A 15,173-nucleotide genomic window follows, 5' to 3' on the forward strand; every position below is an offset into this window, starting at 1 on the left:
GGTCACCAGGACCCGGCGGCCCTCGAGCGGCCCGGCCTCGGCGAGTGCGGCCGCCACCGTCGCGGTGGCGCAGGAGGCCGGGGCGGCCACCTCGTCGGGCAGCTCGTCCGGTACGGCGACGATCGCCGTACCGGGACGCAGGACGCAGTGGGTGGCGAAGCCGCCGGTCAGCGGGGCGAGTTCGTCGAGGAGCTCATGCCCGTACTTGAAGAGTGTCCGGCACTTCTGGCTGAGTCCGCGTACGCACCGGTCGCAGTCACCGCAGGAGGCGGTGACCGACCAGACGACCCGGAGGCCGGGGACGACCGGAGTGCCGTCCTGGCAGCGCACGTCACCGCCCGCGGCGAGCACCGTGCCGACCTGCTCGTGTCCGAGGACGCTCGGCGCGGGCGAGGTACGGCGCCCGGTGACCGTGTGCAGGTCGCTGCCGCAGACCGTCGCGAGGTCGATCCGTACGAGCACCTCGCCCTTGTCCGGCTCGGCCGGAGTCACCGTGCCGACGAGGGTGAAGGGCCGGCCGGGTCCGTCCCAACGCGCGTACCGTGCGGGGAGATCCGTCACGACAGCCGCGCCCGTACGAGGGCCGAGAGCCGGTCCACCGCGATGATCAGCACGAGCACGACGATGATGTGGGTGAGCATCTCGTCGAACTTGAAGGTCCTGATGGACTGGTTGATCAGGAAGCCGATACCGCCGGCGCCGACCAGACCGAGGACCAGCGAGGACCGTACGTTGACGTCGAAGCGGTACATCAGCAGGCCGGTCATCTGCGGGGTCACCATCGGAAGCAGCGCGTGCGAGGCGACCTGGATCCGGCCGGCACCGGCGGAGCGGAGCGCGGTGGCGGGACCCGGGTCGACGTCCTCGATCGACTCGGCCCACAACTTGCCCATCACGCCGACGTTGTGGCACACCAGCGCGAGCACTCCGGGGAACGGGCCGAGGCCCACGGCCGTCACGAAGACCAGCGCGAAGACGATCTCGGGGACGGCCCGCAGGAAGGACAGGACCGAGCGCGCCGACTGGTAGACGTAGCCGGGCGCCATGCCCCGGGTGGCGAGGAGCGCGAGCACCAGCGAGGCCGGCACCGACAGGGTGGTGCCGAGGAGACCGATCCACAGGGTGGTCCGCGCGCCTTCGAGGCTGGGCTTCAGGACCTCCCAGGACAGGTTCGGCGGGAAGGCCTCGCCGATGAAGTCCACCATTCCCTGCCAGCCTTCGGCGAAGGCGGTCACGGATATGCCGGTGGTGTTCCAGGCGAAGACATGGGCGGCGACGACCACCGCCGTGATGGCGAGACCGATGATCTTCCGCTTGGGCTGCTTGGGCTTGGGCGGGACGGTCAGCTTGCGGACCTCCTGCTGCAGGACGGTCATGACACGGTCTCCACGCTGAGGGGGTTGATCGGGCTGTACAGATGGTCGACCGGTTGCTCGGGCGCCCCGTCGAGGACCACGAGGCCCTCGCGCATCCCGACCACCCGGTCGGCGTGCCGGGCGGCGAGCGCCGGCTGGTGCAGTACGGCGAGCACCGCCATGTCCTCGTCGTGCGCGAGCTCCGCGAGCAGCGCGAGGACCTGTTCGGAGGCGGCCGGGTCGAGGGCCGAGACCGGCTCGTCCGCGAGCAGCACCTTCGGCCGCTGGCACAGCGCGCGGGCCACGGCGACCCGCTGCTGCTGGCCGCCGGAGAGGCTGCCCGCCTTGTCGTGCGCCCGGTCGGCGAGGCCGACCCGGTCCAGGCAGGCCATCGCCTCCTCCTTGACCTCGGCCGGGAACAGCGCCGGCACAAGGGACTTGTGCAGCGGAAGCCGGCCGAGCGCGCCCGCGCACACGTTGTCGAGGACCGAGCGCCTGCGTACGAGATGGATGTGCTGGAAGATCACGGCGATGTCGAGCCGGCCCGCGGGCTCGCCCCCGACCAGGACCTCGCCCGCGGTCATGGGCTGCAGACCCGCGGCGGCACGCAGGAGTGTGGACTTGCCGCATCCGTTGGCGCCGAGGACGGCGAGCAGTTCGCCGCGCCCGACGGTGACATCCACGCCGTGCAGCACCTGCTGCGCGCCGTAGTGCACCTGGATCCCGGTCAGGGCGAGCATCAGACGTCCTTCTCGCTCAGGTCGAGGTCCTCGGCGAGGTCGAACAGCGGCTGGTAGGTCTTGTTGTCGACCTTGATCAGCGGTCCCGCGGGGTCGACGTCGAGCAGCTTGCCGATCTCGGCGACCTTGTCGGCGGGCAGTTCGAGCAGCGCCTTCTGAAGGGCCTGCTTGAACTTCGGGTCCATGTCGCCGCGCACCGTGATCGGGTCGTTGGGAATCGGGTCCGAGGTCCACACCTGGCGGAACTTCGCCTGGTCGAACGTGCCCTCCTCGGTGGCGACGGCGAGCTGCTGCGAGTTGATCTCGGCGGCGTCGACCTTGCCGTTGGTCAGGGCGAGCAGCGCCTCGGGGTGACCGCCCGCGTAGTCGACCTTGACGTCCTTCTCGGCGAGGCCGGCGTCCACGACGGCCTGGCGCGGCAGCGCGTCACCGGAGGTGGAACCGGGCGAACCGAGCGCCAGGGACTTCCCCTTGAGGTCCTTGACGGACTTGATGGCGGAGTCCTTCGGGACCCATATGCCGGCGGTGTACGTGGAGAGCTTGCCCTTGGCGTCACCGAAGGAGGCGAGCGCCTCGGCGTCGGCGCGCTTGCTGGCGAAGACGTAGCCGAGCGGGCCGAACATGCCGATGTCGAGCTTGCCGTTCTCCATGGCGAGCACCTCGGCCGAGTAGTCCTCGGTGATGGTGAGTTCGACGGGGCAGTCGAGCTGCTTGCTGATGCCGTCGGCGAGGGCCTCGGCGGCGGGCGTGAGCTTGGAGGGGTCCTCGAACGGCTCGACGCCGAACCGGATCTTGCCGCCCGGGCAGGTGGCGGAGGCCTTGCCGCTGTCGGCCCCGTCATCGCTGCCGCAGGCGGCGGTGAGGGCCAGGGAGGCGACGAGGACGCCGGCGAGGGTGAGTCGGCGCAGGGACATGGTGGGCTCCGAGGGGAGTGAGTCGGCAGGAGAGGGGTGGGACCGGGGCGGGAGGCAACCCGGTCCGGAAGGTGGAGCTAGCGCGCGGATGCCTCGAACGCCGCGATGGCATCCGGGAGTTGGGCGACGGAGGGCAGGACGTGCGTGGCACCCGCGCCCTTGAGAGCCGGCTCGTCATGGGCACCGGTCAGGACACCGGCCACGAGACCGGCCCCGGAGCGGAGGCCGCTGAGCATGTCGTACGCGGTGTCGCCGGCCACGGCGATCTGCCGCACCCCGTCCACGGCGCCGGTGCGCAGGAATGCCGCGAGCACCATGTCGGGGTAGGGGCGGCCGCGGCCCGCGTCGGCCGGGCACAGGGTGAGGTCCACCAGGTCGTGCCAGCCGAGCGCGGTGAGGATGGCGTCCTGTGTGGAGCGGGCGAACCCGGTGGTCAGGACCACCGTCCGCCCCTCGGACCTGAGCCGGCCGATGGCCTCCTCGGCGCCCGGCAGCGGGGCGATCCTGCCGCCGTCGACGAGCTCCCCGTAGGCCTGCTCGAAGGAGACGTTGGCGAGCTGCGCCTTCTCCTCGTCCCCGAACAGCGCCCGGAAGACCGTGATCTTCGATTCGCCCATGGTGTCGCGTACGTATTGCAGCTTCTCGGCGTGGTCGGCCGAGCCGGGCTCGACGCCGAGCCGTTCGGCGGCCTTGCCGAAGGCCTGCTCCACCAGACCGCCGTCGGCGACGGTGGTGCCGGCCATGTCGAGAACGACGAGATCGAGGTGCGGGGTCGTCATCCGGCTCACCATCCGAGGGAGTTGGCAGTGGTCTCGGCGATCGCCGGGGAACAGGTCATGCCGCGCCCGCCGGGCCCGGTGACGAGGGTGACGCCCTCGCGCAGCCGCTTGCGGTGCACGATCGGGTCCGTGCCCCGGGTCTGCGCGTACACCCCGGCCCAGCGGCGGCGGATCTTCGGCAGCGGCCGCCCGAGCAGCTCTCCGGCGACCTTCACCAAGTGCTCGTACGGGTCCTCGACGGTGTCGAAGGCGAAGGGGTGCTCGTACTCGTGGGTGTCGCCGATGGTCAGCGAGCCGTCGAGGCGCTGCACCATGAGCAGCTGCATCTTGTGCGCGGCGGCGACCTCGGGCTGCGCCTGACCGGAGTTGAGCGCGTCGAGCGCCTCGCCCGTGTACGCCGGGTAGTAGCGGAAGCTGTCCGCGTCGGCGACCGTCGTGGTCAGCTCCTCGCCCAGCGGGTCGGTCTGCATCATCTGCAACCGGACCTTGCGCACCGGCAGTTCGGGGTCGAGCTCGCGGATCAGCCCGCTCAGCCAGGCACCGGTCGCCAGGATCACATGGTCGCCTCGGTGGACGTCCCCGTGGTCGTCGCGGACGGCGTTCTCGCCGACCACGTCGCGTATCTCGCGTCCGGGCAGGAAGGTGTAGCGGCCGGTGGCGGCGAGCGCCTCGCGCAGGGCGAGCTGCGCGGTGCGCGACTCGACGGCGGCGTCCCGCTCGCAGTACAGCGCGGCCTCGAACTCGCCGCGCAGCGCCGGGTTCAGCGCCCGGGCCTCGGTGGTGCTCAGGAGCTTGAACCCGCGCGCACCGGCGTCCTCGCGGGCCAACGCGGCCTCGGCGACGGCCAGTTCGGCAGCCGTACGTACGGGGGTCAGCGACCCGTTCGCGCGGAAGCCCACCTTCGGGACGCGGGCGCCGATCTCCTCCCACAGCTCGCGGGCGCGCAGCGCGACCTCGAGCTCAGGACCCTGGGCGCGCCCGCCCACCCACACCAGGCCGAAGTTCCGCAGGGACGCGCCGCGCGCCTCGGCCTCACGCTCGATCTGGACGACCTCATGGCCGCGCTCGACGGCCTGCCAGGCGTGCATCGTGCCGATGACTCCGCCGCCTACAACGATGACTCTCATGGCCCTTACGGTCCGGGGGACGCATGACTCGCACCGGGCCTGTCGGCAACGGGACGGTGAACGACCCCCCAAGCTTGGACTAGACCCGTTACCTTGTCGTTATCCAATGCGGATGCCGCACCACCTCTCAGTCCTGCACCCCGAGTTGGGCCGTGAAGCTGAACCGGTCCCCGCGGAACAAGGTGCGCACCCGCTCCAGGCGCTCCCCGTCGGCGTCCCGCGAGATCCGGTGGATCAGGAGCATGGGCAGGGCGGGCGGCGTGCCGATGAGCAGCGCCTCACGCGGAGTGGCCAGCACCGTCTCGATCCGCTCCTCCGCGGCCCCGAACCCGATCCCCAACTCCTCGCGCAGATAGGCGTAGAAGGAGGAGTCGGGCTCGAAGTCCCGGTCTAGGCGCGGCACTCGGGCGACGGTCACATACGTGCTCTCGAGCCCGACGCGCTCCTCGTCCGCGAGCAGCACCCGCTCCAGATGCCAGACCGGCTCCCCCCGCTCGGCCCCGAGCTCCCGGGCGAGCGCCTGGGGACACGCAAAGCGGTCGAGCGAGATGAGCGCACGGCCGGGCCTGCGCCCCTGCCTGCGCACGCCTTCCGTATAGCTCGCGAGCGCGAGCGGCTGCTCCAGCTTGGGCCCCGCGGCGACGGTGCCGCGCCCGGCCCGCCGCAGCCGCCCTTCGAGCACCAGCTCCCTCAGCGCCTGCCGCACGGTCTCGCGGGCCACTTCGTAGCGCAGCGCCAAGTCGCGTTCGGTGGGCAGGGATTGGCCCTCGGACAGGCCGTCGATCAGTTCACCGATCCGGGCCTTCACGGCGTAGTACTTGGGGATCCGTCCGTGCTCGGGAATCCCGGCCTTGACGGGGGCTCCGGGGTGCTGGTCGTTCGGGTAGTCCACGGGGGAACCCTATGCGCACCCGCACACGAAGCGGTGCCCGTGCCTTCGGCTGGAAAGGCACGGGCACCGCTTTCGGACGGTGGCGGGTCGGCTGGTCAGCGCCGTCGGAACCGGCGCCGAGATCCCACCACAAGAGCTCCGCCGCCGAGGAGGAAGGCGCCGGCGGTAGCCCCAAGCCCGAGCAGCGAGTCGTCGCCGCTCCGGCCTGTCTTTGCGAGTTCTTCCGGGGTGCGCGCGACACCCTTCCTGGAACTCCCCGAAATATCGAAGACGTAGTCCTCGGACTCCCCCACCCACTCGCCGTCGTCCTCGCGCCGCTGCACCACGGCGAGGCTCGCGGTGACGCGGTTGGCCCCGGTGTCGGCCGCGAACCGCAGCCGCACCGGCACGGTCACCGACTCGCCCGCGGGGATCGAGAACCCGCCGAACCCGTCGTCGAAGACCCCGACGTGCTCGTCGACATCCGTCCGCTCGAACGGAACCGGATGCCACTTTCCGTCCGGCGTCCGGAACTCGAACTCGGCTTGCGCGGACTGCAGATCACGGTCGCGGTCGAGGAAGACGACGATCGGGTGGATGTTGCGGCAGGTGTCGTCCGAGGTGTTCGTCAGCTCCACCGACCAGTTCTCGAAGCCACCGCCCGGGTAGTACGTGGTGGGCCCGGGGTTGATCGACGACTCGATCGGGAAGTCGTCGCTGTCCTCGACGGAACACGTGGACTGCAGACCGGCCGTGGTGTCGGTGAGGCCCTGCTTGGGCGCGGGCTGCCGCGGCTGCTCGACGCTGGTGACCACGGGGGTGTTGCCCGTGCCGGAGTCCGTGTCTCCGGCTGTGTCGGTGCTGTCCGTGCTGTCGGTGCTGTCCGTGCTGTCGGTGCTGTCCGTGCTGTCGCCGGAGTCGACTGCCGGGATCACGGAGGTACCGGTGTCGGTGGCGGTGGTGTCGGCCGCGTCACTGGAGTCGGCGGCGTCCGTCGCGTCGGCAGTGTCCGTCGCGTCGCCCGCATCGGTGGCGTCCGTCGCGTCGCCGGTGTCGGTGGTGTCGGCGTCCGTCGCGTCCGAGCCCGTGTCCGTACCCGAGGTGTCCGTGGAGTCCCCGGTCGCGTCCGGCTCGCCCACGGCGCCGACGTCCTCACCGGATCCGAGATCGGCCGTGGCGTCCGCATCCGTCGAGGAGTCCGAGGCATCCGCGGCGTCCGACGTATCGGCGGCATCCCCGGTGTCCGAGACATCGGCAGCATCCGCGGCATCGGCAGCGTCCGAGGCGTCCACGGCATCCGACGAATCCGCCAGACCCGCATCCGCGTCGGCATCCGCAACCACATCCGCCGCCGCGTCCGCATCCGCCGCCCTCGTCTCGCAGTCCTGAGCCGTCCCAAGGACCGCAAGGCTCAGGCAGTTGCTCGTCCTGAGCAGCGGGTCGTCATCTGCCGACGCCGGCACCGCGACCACCGCAGGGGAGAGTGCCGCGGCGGTGACGCCGACAGCGAGAACACTGCGCAGTCGCATGGAGGAGGCCTTTACGGAGCACGGAACAGAGGGGCCCACTCACGCGCCGATCCGTGGAACAAGCCCGTACGCCCCGGGCAACCGGGACATGCGAACCTCCGGCCGAATCAACCGTAAGTGGCGTCCGCGACCCTGCCACGCGCGCGCGGCCTCTCGCGCGCGCCACGGCCCCTTGGGGCCGAATGGCCGCCGAATCCCCCTCTATCAGCCCAGTTTCCGTCAATTCCGATTGGCGGGAAAGGCCACATTCGCCCGCCCGAACAGGGGCGCAAGGACCAGTTGTGCGGCCCCTTCGGCCACCAGCCGTCCACCCCCTTCGGCCTGCCGCACCGGCACTTCGACCGTCGACCGGGCACGCCCGCGGACCACGTCCGAGACGCCGCGTACAAAGATCTCCGGGGCCCTCTCGACCGTGCGGCCACCGAGAAGTACGAGGTCGATGTCGAGCAGCCCGACCAGATTCGCGGCACCTTCGCCCAGCACCCGCGCCGCCCTCGCGAGCTCGCCGGAGGCTACCGCTTCGAGGCAGAGCGCCTCGATGCAGCCCCGGTTGCCGCAGGAGCAGCGTGCGCCGTCCAACTGCAGCACCTGGTGGCCGAATTCGCCCGCCCCCGTGCGATCTCCCCTATATAGAGCACCGCTCAGGACGAGACCGGCCCCAAGTCCCGTACCGAGATGGAGATACGCGAAGGAGCCACCGCCGGACGGACGGGCGAGGGCCAGTCCGAGCGCCGCCGCGTTGGTGTCCTTGTCGACGACGACCGGCGCACCGAGGCGCTCGGCCAGCGCGTCGCGCAGCGGGAAGCCGTCCCACTCGGGGAAGCCGGTCACCTGGTGCAGGACACCGCCGCGGTGGTCGAGCGGGCCGGGCAGCGCGACACCGACACCGAGGACGGACTCGCGTACGGCAGTGAGCGCGTCCACCTCGCGGGCCACGGCGGTGAGGACCGCATCCGAGCCGGCCCCCAGATCCAGGGGCGCGGCGCGCTCGGCGACCACCGCACCCGAGAGGTCCATGAGCACCGCGACGAGCGCGTCGCGGTCGAGATGGATGCCCACCGCATGCCCGGCCTCGGGCGCCAGGCGCAGGACGGTGCGCGGCTTGCCGCCGGTCGAGGCCCTGCGGCCCGCCTCCGCGGCGAGGCCCTCGTCCCGCAACCGCCCGACGATCTTGCTGACGGCCTGCGGGGTGAGCCCGGTCCACTCGGCGAGCTCGAGGCGGCTGATGCCCTCCTCGCCCGCGCTGCGCAGCAGGTCGAGGACGAGCGCGGCGTTGTGTCCGCGCAGGGCGGGGAGGTTCACGCCTGGGGTGCCGGTATGCGGTGAGATGGGGTTCACGCCCCCCATTCTCCTGTTCGCTTGCACTTTGGCAACAGCGTTGTTTAAGTAGAAGCATGACTTCCACGCTCAGGGTCGGCCTCGTCGGCTACGGCCTCGCCGGTTCCGTATTCCACGCCCCGCTGATCGCCGCGACCGAGGGTCTGACGCTCGACACGGTGGTCACTTCCAACCCCGAGCGGCAGGCTCAGGCGCGCTCCGAGTTCGGCGACGGGCTGCGCTTCGTCGCCTCGCCGGACGACCTGTGGGAGCTCGCCGACGAGCTCGACCTGATCGTGATCGCCTCGCCGAACAAGACCCACGTCCCGATCGCCACGGCCGCGCTCAAGGCCGGTCTGCCGGTCGTCGTGGACAAGCCGATCGCCGGTACGGCCGCCGAGGCCCGTGAGCTCGCGGCACTCGCCGACGAGCGCGGGCTGCTGCTCTCGGTCTTCCAGAACCGCCGCTGGGACAACGACTTCCTGACGCTGAAGAAGCTGATTGCCGACGGCGAGCTCGGTGAGATCCAGCGCTTCGAGTCCCGGTTCGAGCGCTGGCGTCCGCAGCTCAAGGGCGGCTGGCGCGAATCGGGCAACCCCGAGGAGATCGGCGGTCTGCTCTACGACCTCGGCAGCCATGTCGTCGACCAGGCGCTGACCCTGTTCGGCCCGGCGGTCCAGGTGTACGCGGAGGCCGATGTGCGCCGCCCGAACGCCGAGACCGACGACGACACCTTCATCGCGGTGACCCACGCGAACGGGGTGCGCTCGCATCTGTACGTCTCCGCCACCACCGCCCAGCTCGGCCCGCGCTTCCGCGTGCTCGGCTCGCGTGCCGGTTTCGTCAAGTACGGCCTCGACCCGCAGGAGGCGGACCTCAAGGACGGCAAGCGCCCGTCCGCCGACGGCGCCTGGGGCACCGAGCCCGAGTCGCTGTGGGGCCGCGTCGGCTCCGGTGAGTCCCCGCTGACCGGCGGCGGCCGCCCCGAGCCCAGCCTGGCGGGCGACTACCCCGCGTACTACGCGGCGGTCGCCGCCGCCGTACGGGGCGAGGCCCCCAACCCGGTCACCGCGCACGAGGCGGCCAGCGCCCTCGACGTCCTGGAAGCGGCCCGCCGTTCGGCCCGTGACGGTGTGGCGGTGCAGCTGTGAGCGCCCCCGCCATCGAGGAGCTCGAGACACAGGAGCAGCGCCTGGTCCTGGACCACTTCACGCACGACGACGCCTGGGAACTTGGCTCGATGCTGGTGAAGATGGCCCGTGAGCGCCAGGCCCCGGTCGCCATCGACATCCGCCGCGGCGGCCAGCAGCTCTTCCACGCCGCACTGCCGGGCTCGACCCCGGACAACGACGCGTGGATCGACCGCAAGCGCCGGGTCGTGGAGCGCTACGGCTGTGCGTCGTTCCTGGTGGGAGCGCGATTCCGGGCCAAGGGCACGACCTTCGAGGAGTCCTCGCGGCTCGACCCCGACACGTATGCCGCGCATGGTGGCGCGTTCCCGATCGCGGTGCGCGGCGCGGGTGTCATCGGGACCGTGGTGGTCTCCGGGCTTCCGCAGGCGGAGGACCACGCGATGGTGGTGGAGGCTCTGGAGCATTTCAAGGGGGTTTGGGGGCGTTAGCCCCGAGAAAATCCCACCCGTCGCGGAACGGCGGGGCAGTCCGTCCAGGACGGACTGCCCCGCACAACCGCTACGCGTCCTTGAGCTCCTGGCGCTGGCGGCCGAGACCCTCGATCTCGAGCTCCACCACATCGCCGGCCCGCAGATACGGCTTGGGCTCGGGCTCACCCATCGCGACACCCGCCGGCGTACCGGTGTTGATGATGTCGCCCGGGTAGAGCGTCATGAACTGGCTGACATAGCGGACCACTTCGGCGACCGGGAAGATCTGGTCGGCGGTGGAGCCGTCCTGCTTGAGCTCGCCGTTGACCCAGAGCTTGAGGCCGAGGGCCTGCGGGTCGGCGATCTCGTCGGCGGTCACGAACCAGGGGCCGAGCGGGTTGAACGTCTCGCAGTTCTTGCCCTTGTCCCAGGTGCCGCCGCGCTCGATCTGGAACTCGCGCTCCGATACATCGTTGGAGACCGCGTATCCCGCGACGTGCGCGAGCGCCTCCTCGTGCGACTCCAGATAGCGCGCGGTGCGGCCGATCACGATGGCGAGCTCCACCTCCCAGTCCGTCTTCACGGACTTACGGGGGATGAGCACGGTGTCGTTCGGGCCGACGACCGTGTCCGCCGCCTTGAAGAAGGTGATCGGCTCGGCGGGTATCTCGGCGCCGGTCTCCCGGGCGTGGTCGTGGTAGTTGAGCCCGATGCAGACGACCTTGCCGATCCGCGCGAGCGGCGCACCGATGCGCTGTCCCTCGGCGTCGAGCACGGGGAGGGTCGCGGCGGCTTCCCGGATCCGGGTCAGCTTGGCCTCGTCGGCGAGGAGTTCGCCGTCGATGTCCGCGACGATCCCGGACAGGTCACGCAAGGTGCCGTCCTGGTCCAGCAGCGCCGGGCGTTCCGCTCCCGGGTTTCCGACTCGCAGCAGCTTCATCGTTCACTCTCCTGTGGTCGAAGGGTGCCGATGGGTTGCGGCCATCGGAGCTTTGGCCGATCCTCCAAGAAATAGGTCCAGCCCGCAATACCCCGTTCACGTACTGGACCGTCACAAGGTGTGACCTCCCAGGGCGTTCCCCCGGCGCTCTCCGACGCTCTCAGACGGCAGCCGCAAGGGCGGTCGGGGGCATGTCCCGGTAGAGGAAGTACCGTTCGGCGGCGCTCCATGTGGTGCTGGTCACCACGTACAGCGCCGCGGCGAGCGGCACGACGGCCACCGTGAACAGGGTGAGGAACGACATCAGCGGCATGAACTTCAGCATCGCGCCCATTCCGGGCGGGGTTTCGACCCCCGCGGTTGGCGCGGTGGCCATCTGCTGCTTCGTACGCCGGTAGTTGAAGGTGGCCACGGCGGCCACGAGCACGAACAGCGCGACATAGACCAGACCCGCCCCGCCGAAGAGCCCGCCGTCCGCCAGCGCGTCATGGAAGCGCCCGCCGAGCGGTGCGGCGCCCAGGGTGTGGCCGAGCAGCGGGTTGGCCTCGCCGCCGATCTCCGTGTTGGAGAACAAGTGGTACATCAGGAAGAAAGCAGGCAGCTGCAGCAGGCTCGGCAAGCAGCCGGACAGGGGCGAAACGCCTTCCTGCTTGTGCAGTTCGAGCATCGCCTTCTGCAGCTTCTCGGGGTTCTTGGCGTGCTTCTTGCGCAGTTCGGCGAGTTGCGGGGCGAGCTTGGTGCGGGCCTTCTGGCCGCGGGCCGCCGCACGCGACAGAGGGTGTACGGCCAGGCGTACGGCCATCGTGAACAGGATGATCGCGACCGCCACGGACGCGCCCTGGAACAGCGGGTGAAGTGCGTCGGCGAGCTGGTCGACCACGTCGGCGAAGCCACTGAAAACGGACATGCTGGGCCCCTTCGGGGAGTCTCGTCGTACCGGAAATGCCGGTGGACCGGCGGGTTTTCGGCGTGACGGACCGCGTAAGAGGGCAGGCAGAGACCCTGCTCAGATGAGACGAGGGTGGCTTACGCGGCCGTCGGGACGAGACGTCCCGGTGCTCGCGGACGCGAACGTCCCGCGGCATCCGGATCGCGCTGGGGCAGGAAGGCCGTGCGTTGCTCACGGTCGCGGATCGCGGTGCGCACCCGGGCCGGCTGAACGACCGGAACGGAGCGCGAGGCGATCAGCGCGCAGACGGCGAGCGCGGTACCGGCCGCGGCGGTCGCGGCCAGGGCGACGGCGGCGGAGAGCGGGCCCGCGTCGGTGAGCAGCACCTGCGTCACGAGCAGGAGCAGCAGTCCGGTGACGCGCAGATCCTTGAACCTGTCGACCACGGCTGCCTCCTCTCGCGTATCGCGCGCTGCTCTTTGTCGCGTGCTGTCGTTGGTCGCGCGCACTGTTTGTCGCGCACTGTTGCTTGTCGCGCGCTTCTCTGTGCTCGCGCGTTACTCCTGGATCCTACGCGCCGGCCGGCTCGTCCACGAGGGGCTCTTTGGCAAGCACCTCACGGTTGGGACGTACGTCACGGTCCTTCGGCCCTGCCCAGGTGACCATGAGCGCCACCGCGATGTTCGCGGCGAGAGCCACAAGTCCCGCGTTGATGCCCCACACCGGATCGTTCTCGGTGAAGACCAGCGCACAGACGATCGCGACCCCCACGGCCAGACCGCTCAGCGCCGCCGCCGTGGTGAGCCGGCGCCAGACCAGGCCGAGCAGCAGCATCGGCAGGAGCTGCGCCATGCCCTCGTACGAGATGAGCGAGAGGCGGACGAGGGTGTTCGGGGCGGCGTACGTCATGATCAGCGCGAGCGTGCCGGCGATCACGACCACGGCCTGTGACGCGTTCTTCTGCCGCTCCTGGCTGTGCAGCCGCGGTACGTGGCTCAGCACGCTCCTCCCCCACATCGTGCCGATGACGAGCATGAACACGGCCATCGGCACGATCGACGAGAGCGCGGCCGCGACCCCGATGACCCCCACCGCCCAGGCGGGCAGCGAGTCCACGACCAGCTTGAAGAGCGCCAGGTTCGAATCCGCGCCCGCGAGACCGGGGACGACGAAGAGCGCCGCCATGCCGAGCAGCATCGGGACGAAGAGCAGGATGTTGTACGCGGGGAGCAGGATGGCGTTGCGGCGCAAGGCGTCGGCGTCGCGGGCGCCGAGGTAGCCGGCGACGGTGGTCGGGAAGATCACCACGGTGAAGGCGTTGAGCACGGTGGTCGAGGCGAACCAGGCCATGCCCAGACCGCTCTCGCCGTGCCCGGGGAGCGTCAGCCAATCGCGTTTCTGCTCGACGAGGCGGTCGAGGAACGGCCCGTATCCATCGAAGTAGTGCAGCGGTACGTAGATCGCGAGGAAGGCGAGCGTGCCGATGACCAGCACGTCCTTGAGCACCGACACCCAGGCGCTGCCGCGGAGCCCGCTGACGACCACGAAGCCGGTGGTGATCGCGAAGGCAAGGAAATAGGCCCAGTTGAGGCTGATCGTGCCGTACGAGATGGTCGAGACGACCACGCCCATGCCGGTGATCTGCAGCTGGATATAGGGGAGAAGGAAGACCGTGGCGAGGACCGCGACGGCGGCGCCGAGCCAGGGCTTTCCGTAGCGGTGGCTGATCATGTCGGTGATGCCGACCAGCTGGTGGTCGCGTGCGTAGGCCCAGAGCATCGGTCCGACCACGTAACCGACCGCGTAGCCGCAGGACATGTACGCGACGACGTACAGGACGGGTGCGCCGTAGTTGTATCCCCAGCCGGCCGCCCCGAGGTAGCTGAAACTGGTGTAGCCCTCGCCGGCCATCAGCACCCAGATGAACACGGCCCCGAGGCTCCGCCCGCCGACCGACCACTCGGCGAGCCCGCCCTGGCCGCCTCGTCCGCGTACGGCGAGCAGGCCGAGGGCCACGGTGGCCACCATGAAGACGGCGAAGACAGTGGTGGCGATGGCCGCGTTCACTGCCCATGCCCCTTCTGGTGGTTGCGGTGCTTGCGGTCTCCACGCCAGGTCATCCAGACGGCGAACGGGGTGATCACGGTGGCCCCGATCAGCCAGGCGAAGAAGAACGGCAGCCCGGCGACGGCGGGTTCGACCCGGTTGACGAACGGCAGGGCGCCTGCGTACAGGACGAACGGGACGAGCAGCCACAGGAGGTGGGGGCGAGCGATCACCCGAGGGAGCCTACGGGCCGGGCAACCGAATCCGGCGCAACGGTGGTCTGGAGGTCGAGGGGGTGCAGACATGAGAGCCGATGAAGAGGACGGCTATCGGGAGTTCGTCAGGGCGTTCTGGCCACGGCTGGTGCGCACGGCGTATCTCCTGACGGGCGATCTCCATCACGCGGAGGATCTGACGCAGACGGCGCTGGCCAAGGCGTACCGCTCGTGGCGCAAGGTGTCACGCAGCGACCGGCCCGAGGCGTACGTCCGCAAGATGCTGGTCACGTGCAACAGCGATCGGTTCCGCAAGCGACGCGTCGGCGAGCACCTCACGGCGATACCGCCTGATGTGGCGGGCTCTCATGACCCGGCGGCGCAGGTCGACGACCGCGGCAGCCTGCTCGCCGCGCTGGCCCAATTACCGCCCAGGCAACGGGCGGTGGTCGTGCTGCGCTACTGGGAGGACCTCTCGGAGAGCGAGGTGGCCGAGGCGCTCGGCTGCTCGGCGGGCACGGTCAAGAGCCAGGCGGCGAAGGGCCTTGCGAAGCTGCGGGCCTGCCCGGAGCTGGCCGTGTCGGCGGTGGACTCCGCCGACGAGATCACGACGAGTGGGGGAGGAAACCGGTGAAGCACTTCAGGCAGGGCGACGAGTTCGGCGAGGACGCACCGCGGACACCGCTGGAGGAGCGCCTGCGGGAGCTTCTGACCGAGCAGACCCGGGCGATCCGGCCGGACGAGGCTCCGGTCGATGCCATCGTGCGGCGCGGACGCAGCGGACGGCGGCTTCGGGTGGCCGTGACGGCTTCGGCGCTCGCGGTGGCGGTCGCGGTGCCGGTCGGTGC

The 15,173-nt window shown here is 70.5% G+C and carries 18 protein-coding genes; 4 read left to right on the forward strand and 14 right to left on the reverse strand.

What is annotated here, in order from left to right; translation table 11 throughout:
• The 9 genes from ABT367_RS36240 to ABT367_RS36280 form a co-directional block, all read right to left on the reverse strand.
• A partial coding sequence (locus ABT367_RS36240) for an alcohol dehydrogenase catalytic domain-containing protein (protein ID WP_352257541.1) occupies positions 1–561 on the reverse strand: 561 nt, incomplete at its 3' end.
• The gene (gene phnE, locus ABT367_RS36245) at positions 558–1,376 is read right to left on the reverse strand and encodes a phosphonate ABC transporter, permease protein PhnE (RefSeq protein ID WP_352257542.1); all 819 of its coding nucleotides are present in this window, start codon (positions 1,374–1,376) and stop codon (positions 558–560) included. The genes ABT367_RS36240 and phnE, both read right to left, overlap by 4 nt.
• Positions 1,373–2,095, reverse strand: a complete 723-nt coding sequence (locus ABT367_RS36250; RefSeq protein WP_352257543.1) for a phosphonate ABC transporter ATP-binding protein — start codon at positions 2,093–2,095, stop codon at positions 1,373–1,375. Before ABT367_RS36250 ends, phnE begins: the two co-directional genes overlap by 4 nt.
• Complete coding sequence (locus tag ABT367_RS36255; protein ID WP_352257544.1) at positions 2,095–3,009, reverse strand: phosphate/phosphite/phosphonate ABC transporter substrate-binding protein; 915 nt, start codon at positions 3,007–3,009, stop codon at positions 2,095–2,097. The genes ABT367_RS36250 and ABT367_RS36255 overlap by 1 nt, the downstream gene beginning before the upstream one ends.
• A gap of 77 nt (positions 3,010–3,086) precedes the next feature.
• Positions 3,087–3,788, reverse strand: a complete 702-nt coding sequence (locus ABT367_RS36260; protein ID WP_352257545.1) for a phosphonatase-like hydrolase — start codon at positions 3,786–3,788, stop codon at positions 3,087–3,089.
• A 5-nt stretch (positions 3,789–3,793) separates the two neighbouring features.
• On the reverse strand, positions 3,794–4,915 hold the full coding sequence (locus tag ABT367_RS36265) for a TIGR03364 family FAD-dependent oxidoreductase (protein WP_352257546.1): 1,122 nt from the start codon (positions 4,913–4,915) through the stop codon (positions 3,794–3,796).
• A gap of 127 nt (positions 4,916–5,042) precedes the next feature.
• A complete protein-coding gene (locus ABT367_RS36270; protein ID WP_352257547.1) occupies positions 5,043–5,807 on the reverse strand; it encodes a GntR family transcriptional regulator in 765 nt (254 codons plus the stop codon).
• 95 nt (positions 5,808–5,902) lie between these two features.
• Complete coding sequence (locus ABT367_RS36275; RefSeq protein WP_352257548.1) at positions 5,903–7,315, reverse strand: hypothetical protein; 1,413 nt, start codon at positions 7,313–7,315, stop codon at positions 5,903–5,905.
• 219 nt (positions 7,316–7,534) lie between these two features.
• The gene (locus tag ABT367_RS36280) at positions 7,535–8,662 is read right to left on the reverse strand and encodes an ROK family transcriptional regulator (RefSeq protein WP_434975618.1); all 1,128 of its coding nucleotides are present in this window, start codon (positions 8,660–8,662) and stop codon (positions 7,535–7,537) included.
• A 47-nt stretch (positions 8,663–8,709) separates the two neighbouring features.
• Here ABT367_RS36280 and ABT367_RS36285 point away from each other — a divergent pair, with 47 nt between their 5' ends.
• Positions 8,710–9,783: a Gfo/Idh/MocA family oxidoreductase gene (locus tag ABT367_RS36285; protein WP_352257550.1), complete on the forward strand. Its 1,074-nt coding sequence runs from the start codon at positions 8,710–8,712 to the stop codon at positions 9,781–9,783.
• Positions 9,780–10,253: a heme-degrading domain-containing protein gene (locus ABT367_RS36290; RefSeq protein ID WP_352257551.1), complete on the forward strand. Its 474-nt coding sequence runs from the start codon at positions 9,780–9,782 to the stop codon at positions 10,251–10,253. The genes ABT367_RS36285 and ABT367_RS36290 overlap by 4 nt, the downstream gene beginning before the upstream one ends.
• Before the next feature lie 70 nt (positions 10,254–10,323).
• Here the strand turns inward: ABT367_RS36290 and ABT367_RS36295 are convergent, their stop codons facing one another.
• From ABT367_RS36295 to ABT367_RS36315, 5 genes are all read right to left on the reverse strand, one after another.
• Positions 10,324–11,175 (reverse strand): fumarylacetoacetate hydrolase family protein, encoded by an 852-nt coding sequence (locus ABT367_RS36295; RefSeq protein WP_352257552.1) that lies wholly within the window; start codon positions 11,173–11,175, stop codon positions 10,324–10,326.
• Between the two features lie 160 nt (positions 11,176–11,335).
• Positions 11,336–12,082 carry a YidC/Oxa1 family membrane protein insertase gene (locus ABT367_RS36300; protein WP_352257553.1) on the reverse strand — a complete coding sequence of 249 codons (747 nt, stop codon included), beginning with the start codon at positions 12,080–12,082 and terminating at the stop codon, positions 11,336–11,338.
• A 119-nt stretch (positions 12,083–12,201) separates the two neighbouring features.
• Positions 12,202–12,510 (reverse strand): DUF6412 domain-containing protein, encoded by a 309-nt coding sequence (locus tag ABT367_RS36305; RefSeq protein WP_352257554.1) that lies wholly within the window; start codon positions 12,508–12,510, stop codon positions 12,202–12,204.
• Positions 12,511–12,634: 124 nt separating this feature from the next.
• Positions 12,635–14,131: a sodium:solute symporter family protein gene (locus tag ABT367_RS36310; protein WP_352257555.1), complete on the reverse strand. Its 1,497-nt coding sequence runs from the start codon at positions 14,129–14,131 to the stop codon at positions 12,635–12,637.
• On the reverse strand, positions 14,128–14,343 hold the full coding sequence (locus ABT367_RS36315) for a DUF3311 domain-containing protein (protein WP_352257556.1): 216 nt from the start codon (positions 14,341–14,343) through the stop codon (positions 14,128–14,130). The genes ABT367_RS36310 and ABT367_RS36315 overlap by 4 nt, the downstream gene beginning before the upstream one ends.
• 70 nt (positions 14,344–14,413) lie before the next feature.
• On the opposite strand from ABT367_RS36315, the gene ABT367_RS36320 reads away from it, so the two are divergent.
• Together ABT367_RS36320 and ABT367_RS36325 are read left to right on the forward strand one after the other, a co-directional pair.
• A complete protein-coding gene (locus ABT367_RS36320; protein WP_352257557.1) occupies positions 14,414–14,959 on the forward strand; it encodes a SigE family RNA polymerase sigma factor in 546 nt (181 codons plus the stop codon).
• A partial coding sequence (locus tag ABT367_RS36325) for a hypothetical protein (RefSeq protein WP_434975619.1) occupies positions 14,956–15,173 on the forward strand: 218 nt, incomplete at its 3' end. The genes ABT367_RS36320 and ABT367_RS36325, both read left to right, overlap by 4 nt.

Source organism: Streptomyces mesophilus (genome assembly GCF_040300965.1).
Lineage (GTDB): Bacteria > Actinomycetota > Actinomycetes > Streptomycetales > Streptomycetaceae > Streptomyces > Streptomyces mesophilus_A.

Excerpts from the sequence above, each read along its gene's own strand:
- phnE (WP_352257542.1), bottom strand. The coding sequence starts at position 1,376 with ATGACCGTCCTGCAGCAGGAGGTCCGCAAGCTGACCGTCCCGCCCAAG.
- ABT367_RS36250 (WP_352257543.1), bottom strand. The coding sequence starts at position 2,095 with ATGCTCGCCCTGACCGGGATCCAGGTGCACTACGGCGCGCAGCAGGTG.
- ABT367_RS36255 (WP_352257544.1), bottom strand. The coding sequence starts at position 3,009 with ATGTCCCTGCGCCGACTCACCCTCGCCGGCGTCCTCGTCGCCTCCCTG.
- ABT367_RS36260 (WP_352257545.1), bottom strand. The coding sequence starts at position 3,788 with ATGACGACCCCGCACCTCGATCTCGTCGTTCTCGACATGGCCGGCACC.
- ABT367_RS36265 (WP_352257546.1), bottom strand. The coding sequence starts at position 4,915 with ATGAGAGTCATCGTTGTAGGCGGCGGAGTCATCGGCACGATGCACGCC.
- ABT367_RS36275 (WP_352257548.1), bottom strand. The coding sequence starts at position 7,315 with ATGCGACTGCGCAGTGTTCTCGCTGTCGGCGTCACCGCCGCGGCACTC.
- ABT367_RS36280 (WP_434975618.1), bottom strand. The coding sequence starts at position 8,662 with ATGGGGGGCGTGAACCCCATCTCACCGCATACCGGCACCCCAGGCGTG.
- ABT367_RS36285 (WP_352257550.1), top strand. The coding sequence starts at position 8,710 with ATGACTTCCACGCTCAGGGTCGGCCTCGTCGGCTACGGCCTCGCCGGT.
- ABT367_RS36295 (WP_352257552.1), bottom strand. The coding sequence starts at position 11,175 with ATGAAGCTGCTGCGAGTCGGAAACCCGGGAGCGGAACGCCCGGCGCTG.
- ABT367_RS36300 (WP_352257553.1), bottom strand. The coding sequence starts at position 12,082 with ATGTCCGTTTTCAGTGGCTTCGCCGACGTGGTCGACCAGCTCGCCGAC.
- ABT367_RS36320 (WP_352257557.1), top strand. The coding sequence starts at position 14,414 with ATGAGAGCCGATGAAGAGGACGGCTATCGGGAGTTCGTCAGGGCGTTC.